The organism is Stenotrophomonas sp. SBJS02 (assembly GCF_020428325.2).
Classification (GTDB): domain Bacteria; phylum Pseudomonadota; class Gammaproteobacteria; order Xanthomonadales; family Xanthomonadaceae; genus Stenotrophomonas; species Stenotrophomonas africana.
The window spans coordinates 363,853-370,000 of the sequence record NZ_CP109812.1 but is presented as its reverse complement, the minus strand read 5'-3'; the positions used below and the strand labels follow the sequence as shown (position 1 = coordinate 370,000).

The 6,148-nt window shown below is 67.3% G+C and carries 5 protein-coding genes and 1 pseudogene (1 of these 6 cut by a window edge); 2 read left to right on the top strand and 4 right to left on the bottom strand.

Going from position 1 to position 6,148, the window contains the following annotated elements:
- Window positions 1-663, bottom strand: the 5' portion of a protein-coding gene (gene tyrS, locus FQS62_RS01685) for a tyrosine--tRNA ligase (RefSeq protein WP_208043854.1). It extends 549 nt beyond the left edge of the window; only the first 663 of its 1,212 coding nucleotides appear in the window; its start codon is at window positions 661-663; its stop codon lies beyond the left edge, outside the window.
- 167 nt (window positions 664-830) lie between these two features.
- On the opposite strand from tyrS, the gene FQS62_RS01680 reads away from it, so the two are divergent.
- A complete protein-coding gene (locus tag FQS62_RS01680) occupies window positions 831-2,303 on the top strand; it encodes a M23 family metallopeptidase (protein WP_107378986.1) in 1,473 nt (490 codons plus the stop codon).
- Window positions 2,304-2,370: 67 nt separating this feature from the next.
- Window positions 2,371-3,498, top strand: a complete 1,128-nt coding sequence (locus FQS62_RS01675) for an anhydro-N-acetylmuramic acid kinase (RefSeq protein ID WP_080354931.1) — start codon at window positions 2,371-2,373, stop codon at window positions 3,496-3,498.
- Between the two features lie 105 nt (window positions 3,499-3,603).
- Here the strand turns inward: FQS62_RS01675 and FQS62_RS01670 are convergent, their stop codons facing one another.
- The 3 genes and pseudogenes from FQS62_RS01670 to FQS62_RS01660 all read right to left on the bottom strand — a co-directional run bounded on the left by FQS62_RS01670 (window position 3,604) and on the right by FQS62_RS01660 (window position 6,082).
- Entirely contained in the window at window positions 3,604-3,834 is a 231-nt protein-coding gene (locus FQS62_RS01670; protein ID WP_005420465.1) for a hypothetical protein, read from the bottom strand.
- 78 nt (window positions 3,835-3,912) lie between these two features.
- On the bottom strand, window positions 3,913-5,286 hold the full coding sequence (locus FQS62_RS01665) for a muropeptide MFS transporter (protein WP_049435222.1): 1,374 nt from the start codon (window positions 5,284-5,286) through the stop codon (window positions 3,913-3,915).
- A pseudogene (locus FQS62_RS01660) lies at window positions 5,283-6,082 on the bottom strand (exodeoxyribonuclease III). The gene FQS62_RS01665 and the pseudogene FQS62_RS01660 overlap by 4 nt, the downstream one beginning before the upstream one ends.
- Between the last annotated feature and the right edge of the window lie 66 nt (window positions 6,083-6,148).

Below are 6,148 nucleotides of genomic sequence, written 5' to 3'. Positions count from 1 at the left end.
CAGGCCTTCCAGCAGCGGCATGGTCAGCACCACCTGCGGCTTCTGGCCATGGTGCTCCTGCAGGCCACGGCCCATCAGCAGATTGAACTTCTGGTCGGTACCGCCCAGCTCGACGTCGGCCTCCAGGGCCACCGAGTCGTAGCCCTGCACCAGCGGGTACAGGAACTCGTGAATGGCGATGGACTGCTGGGCGGCGTAGCGCTTGGCGAAGTCGTCGCGCTCGAGCATGCGCGCCACGGTGTGCTGGCCGGCCAGGCGGATCATGTCGGCCGCGCCCATCTTGCCGAACCACTCCGAGTTGAAGCGGACTTCGGTACGGCTGCGGTCCAGCACCTTGAACACCTGCTCTTCATAGGTGCGGGCGTTGGCCAGCACGTCCTCGCGGCTGAGCGGCTTGCGGGTGAGGCTCTTGCCGGACGGGTCGCCGATCATGCCGGTGAAGTCGCCGATCAGGAAAATGACCTGGTGGCCGAGGTCCTGGAACTGGCGCATCTTGTTCAGCAGCACCGTATGGCCAAGGTGCAGGTCGGGCGCGGTGGGGTCGAAGCCGGCCTTGATCCGCAACGGACGGCCTTCCTGCAGGCGCGCACGCAGATCCTCAAGCTTGAGGATCTCGTCGGCACCGCGGCCGATCAGGGCAAGGGCTTCTTCAATCGAGGACACGTGACTACTCCCGGCAACGCCGATTCTTGTGTGGGGTGTTAAAGCAAAGTTAACCCGATTGGCTTCACAAAAGCCAATGGGCACAAGGGTTTGACGCGGTTTTCTCAGGTGTCTATGGTAACCGGCGATCAGGCCCGCGCTCCCGGGCTGCCAGGAAAAAACCGCCGATGCACAATTCCGAACAAGGGCGCGCACGCAAGCAGCGCTTCCAGGAACGCCTCCACGTCCTGCACGACAACGCCCTGCATCGGAAGCTCAGGCAACATCTTCCCGCCGCCTTCAATGAACGCTGGACCCGGCGCCATTGGATGCACGCCAGCCTGTTCGCGACCATCGGCGCCCTGGTGGCGACCATCGTGCCCGGCTTCTCGCACACCATCGACGCGCCCTTCGCCGACAGCCATACCAGCCTGGCGCTGCCGTTGCCGCCGCTGACCATGGCCCGCCAGCAGCAGGTACCCGGTGACAGCTGGCAGGTGCTGCGGGTGCAGCGCGGCCAGACCCTGAGCGATCTGTTCGACAAGGCTGGCATCCCGGCCACCACCCTGCACCGGGTACTGGACCATCCGGGCGCGCGTGAGGCGCTGACCAAGCTGCGCCCGGGTGCCGAGATCGCCTTCGACATGCCGCTGTCCGGTGACCTGCGCAGCATCCGCTTCGACCGCGATGCCGACAACCGGGTGGAACTGAGCCTGGCCGGCGACGACATCAAGGAGAAGGTGACCCAGCGCGAGACCTCTACGCGCACCGTGGTCACCAGCGGCGAGATCACCAGTTCGCTGTATGCCGCGGCCCGACGGGCCGGCCTGTCACCGTCGGCGATCGCGACGATGACCGACGACATCTTCAAGTACGACATCGACTTCTCGAAGGACCTGCAGCCGGGTGACCGCTTCAGCGTGGTGATGGATGAAACCTGGCGCGAAGGCGAGAAGGTGGACACCAGCAAGATCCTGGCGGCGACTTTCACCACCGGTGGCAAGACCTATTCCGGCTTCCGCTTCGACCGCAACGGCAAGTCCGAGTACTACGACATCAACGGCCGTTCGCTGAAGAAGAGCTTCATCCGCATGCCGATCCCCTTCGCACGCTTGAGCTCGACCTTCGGCGCGCGCAAGCACCCGGTGCTGGGCAAGATGCGCATGCACAAGGGCGTGGACTACGCCGCGCGCACCGGCACCCCGATCATGGCCGCCGGCGATGCCCGCGTGCAGTTCGCCGGCGTGCAGCGCGGCTACGGCAATGTGGTGATCCTCGACCACGGCCGCGGCCACACCACCCTGTACGGGCACATGTCGCGCTTTGCGAACATCAAGACCGGCCAGCGGGTGGCCCAGGGCACGGTGATCGGTTATGTCGGCTCGACCGGCCTGGCCACCGGCCCGCACCTGCACTACGAATTCCGCGTCAACGGCGAGCACCGCAACCCGCTGACCGTGACCATGCCGCCGCCGGAGCCGCTGAAGGGCGCCGAGCTGGTCGCCTTCCGCGCGCAGACCGCGCCGGCGATGGCCCGCATCCAGGGCATGGAGAAGCTGATCTACGCCGATGCCAGCCCGGCACCGACCAGCCGCGACGAGGCCGCCCCCGAGGTTGCCAGCGCCAAGGACAGGCAGGCGACCGGCCGCAAGCGCGGCTGAGCGCCCTGCGTTGACGAAGAAGGACGCGGCAGCCCAAGCTTGCCGCGTCCTTTTTTTTATGCCTGCCATGAACACGACTGCCGACGCTGACGCCCCCCTGTACCTTGGCCTGATGTCGGGCACCAGCGCCGATGGCATCGATGCCGCGCTGGTGCAGTTCCCCGCCGGCGGCGGCTGCCGCTTCGTGCACGGGCTGACCGCCCGCTGGGAGCCGGTGCTGCGTGCGCGGCTGGTGGCGCTGGGTGAGGGCGGCCCGCTGGACTCGCTGGAGGAGCTGGGCGAGCTGGATGCGCGGATCGCGATCAACTTCGCCGAAGCCGCCAACCAGCTGCTGGCCGAGGCCGGCGTGGATCGCAGCCAGGTGCGCGCGATCGGCTCGCACGGCCAGACCGTGCGCCATCGCCCGCTGGCCAACCCCGCCTTCACCGTGCAGTTGGGCGATGGCAACCGCATCGCGGAGCTGACCGGAATCACCACGGTGTCCGACTTCCGCCGCCGCGACGTGGCAGCCGGTGGCCATGGCGCACCGCTGATGCCGGCCTTTCACCTGGGCATGCTGGGCACCGCCGATGAGGACCGCGCGGTGCTCAACCTGGGCGGCATCGCCAACCTGACCCTGATCCCGCGCGAAGGTGCGGTGCGTGGCTTCGATACCGGCCCGGCCAACGCGTTGATGGATGCCTGGTGCCAGCGCCACACCGGCCGCACCTTCGATGCCGACGGCGCCTACGCCGCCAGCGGCGCGGTGGACGAAAGCCTGCTCGCCGGCTGGGGTTCGGACCCGTGGTTCGCGCTGCCGCCGCCGAAGAGCACCGGGCGCGAGCAGTTCCATCTGGCCTGGGCTGAGGCGCACATGGGCGAAGGCCAGTACGCTGCCGCCGATGTGCAGGCCACCCTGCTGGAGCTGACCGTGGCGACGGTGGCCGATGCGCTGCTGGCGCAGCAGCCGCAGACCCGGCGCCTGCTGGTCTGTGGCGGCGGGGTGCGCAACCGGCAACTGATGAAGCGCCTGGCGGCGCGGCTGCCGGGGGTGCAGGTGGAGTCCAGCGCGGTGCACGGGCTGGACCCGGAGTACGTGGAGGCGATGGGCTTTGCGTGGTTGGCGCAACGGACGATGGACGGGCTGGCCGGCAATCTGCCGAGCGTGACCGGGGCGAAGGGCCCGCGGATCCTGGGTGCGATCCACCTAGCGTGAGTGGCGCCATCCACGCAGGTGAGGCGCCTTTGTAGAGCCGAGCCATGCTCGGCTGCTCTTGGCCCGGCCGCGCAAAGCCGAGCATGGCTCGGCTCTACAAAGGCGCTAATCGAAGCCCTGCCCTGCGGGCAGGGCCTGCAGGGCGGCGATGGCGTCGGAGAGGGCGTCCACTTCGGGATCGCCGAAGCCGGAGCGAACCTCCAGTTCACTGCTGAACAGACCCTGCTCCAGCAAGGCAGCGCAGGTCTGTTCGTGGGTCCAGCCGCGGGCGACCGCGACACGTCGGATGCGTTCCAGCAGCAGCGGGTCCAAGTCCCGCAGCACAACGTCGGCCATGCTCACTTCCCCGTTCGCAAGGCACCGCCCCCTCGGCGCGTCGGGGGCGATGATCCCGCAGACCGGGCGGGCAGGCAATCAGGTCGAGCTGGCGGCCTGGCGACGACGCTGCTGCAGGATCAGCAGGGCGCAGAGGATCACCACCGGGATCGCCACCAGCGCGGTACCGACGAAGAACAGCGCGTAGCCTTCCAGCAGCGTCCGACCCTGTGCGAGCGTCTGTACCGACCACCCGGAGAGCCCCTTGAGCGCCTTGCCGGGCATTGCGTAGAACGAACTCAGCAGCGCGTACTGGGTTGCGGTATATCCGATGCTGGTCAGGCTCGACATATAGGCGATCAGCGCCGTACCGGCGAAACCGCTGGCGAAGTTGTCGATTGCCATGGCCACGGCGAAATGGGTCGTGTCCGGGCCCGAATAGGCCAACCAGGCAAACGCCAGGTTGGAGGCCGGACCCAGCACGGCACCCACCATCAGCGCCGCCAGCACCCCCCAGCGAACCGAGACCAGGCCCGCCGCAGCAATGCCGACGAAGGTCGCGACCAGGCCCACCGAGCCCCGCACAGCGCCAACGGTGTCCTCGTCCAGGCCAAGATCGACGTAGAACGGATTGGCCATCGGCCCCATGACGAAGTCGGCCATGCGATAGACGCTGATGGCCACCAGGATCAGGATCGCGCCACTGCGATGCTCGCGGACGAAGGCGATGAACGGCCCCGCCACGGCGTCGAACAGTCCGCGCGGCGTCCACAGGGAGGTCGCCTGTGCCTGCACGGCAGCCACTTCCCGCGCGGGTTCACGGGCCATGACCACGGCCACCACGCCAAGCGCCATCAGCACAGCCATGATCTCGTAGGAGACCTGCCAGCCAACACGGGCCGCGATGATCAGGATCAACGCATCTGTGACCAGCAATGCAGTGCGGTAGCCCAGTGCGGAGGATGAGGTCAGCAGTCCAAGCTGCTCGCTGTTGTCAGCACTTTCAATGCGCCAGGCATCGATGACGATGTCCTGGGTGGCCGAGGCAAACGCCACGATCACAGCCATCACGCCGAACACGACGATGTGCTGCCAGGCGATACCCAGGAACTGGATCTGGCCCCCCTTCGGCTGGACCAGCGCCATGCCGACCAGGCCCACCACCACAACCAGCTGCGACAGCAGCATCCAGCCACGGCGGCGGCCAAAGCGGCCGAACAGAGGCACGTCGGTCTTGTCGACGATCGGTGCCCACAGGAACTTCATGGTGTAGGCCAGCCCGACCCATGACAGGAAGCCGATCGTGCTCAGCTCGATGCCTTCCTTGCGCATCCAGAAGCCGAGCGTGTTGCCCACCAGATAGATCGGCAGGCCGGAACTGAAGCCGAGCAGCAGCATCGCCAGCACCTTGCGCTGGCTCAGGTTGGAAACCACCTGCTGCCACGGCCGGCGCGGCTTGGCAGCCTCGGTCACAGGTCGTAGTCCACGGTGAACGGCGCGTGGTCGGAGAAGCGCTCGTCGCGGTAGATCGAGCAGCTGCGCAGGCGGTCACGCAGGCCCGGGGTGATGAACTGGTAGTCGATGCGCCAACCGACGTTGTTGGCACGGGCGGCGCCGCGGTTGCTCCACCAGGTGTAGTCCTCGCCGGTGGGATTGAGCAGGCGGTAGGCATCGGCCCAGCCACGGCCGGCGGCGACATCAGTGGCCTGGCCGTGGTCGGCGCACAGGGCGTTGAGCCAGTCGCGCTCTTCCGGCAGGCAGCCGGAGTTCTTCTGGTTGGACTTCCAGTTCTTGATGTCCAGCGCCGAACGCACGATGTTCCAGTCGCCACACAGCACGTAGTCGCGGCCGCTGCGCGCCCACTCCTCGAGGATCGGCCGCAGCCATTCCATCACTTCGAACTTGAAGCCCTGGCGCAGGTCGCCCGAGCTGCCGGACGGGATATAGAAGGAGACCACGCTGAGGTTGCCGTAGCGCGCCTCGATGTAGCGGCCTTCGTCGTCGAACGGGGCCCAGCCCAGCGAGTGATGACCTGGTCCGGCTCGCGCTTGCTGTAGATCGCCACGCCGCTGTAGCCCTTCTTGGTGATGGCGTCGCGGTAGAAGCAGTGGTGGCCGTCCGGGCGGAACATCGGGTCGGTCAGCTGGTCTTCCTGGGCCTTGGTCTCTTGGATGCACAGGACGTCGGCGTCCTGGGCACGGAACCAGTCGAGGAAGCCCTTGGTCGCGGCGGAACGGATGCCATTGGCGTTGAAACTGATGATGCGCATGCGGGGGACCTGCGGCGGGAAACCGGGCAAGCATACCGGTTGCCTGCCGGGCTGCGCAGTCCGCCG

Coding starts and splice junctions, on each gene's coding strand:
- FQS62_RS01680 (WP_107378986.1), top strand. CDS start 831: ATGCACAATTCCGAACAAGGGCGCGCACGCAAGCAGCGCTTCCAGGAA.
- FQS62_RS01675 (WP_080354931.1), top strand. CDS start 2,371: ATGAACACGACTGCCGACGCTGACGCCCCCCTGTACCTTGGCCTGATG.
- FQS62_RS01670 (WP_005420465.1), bottom strand. CDS start 3,834: ATGGCCGACGTTGTGCTGCGGGACTTGGACCCGCTGCTGCTGGAACGC.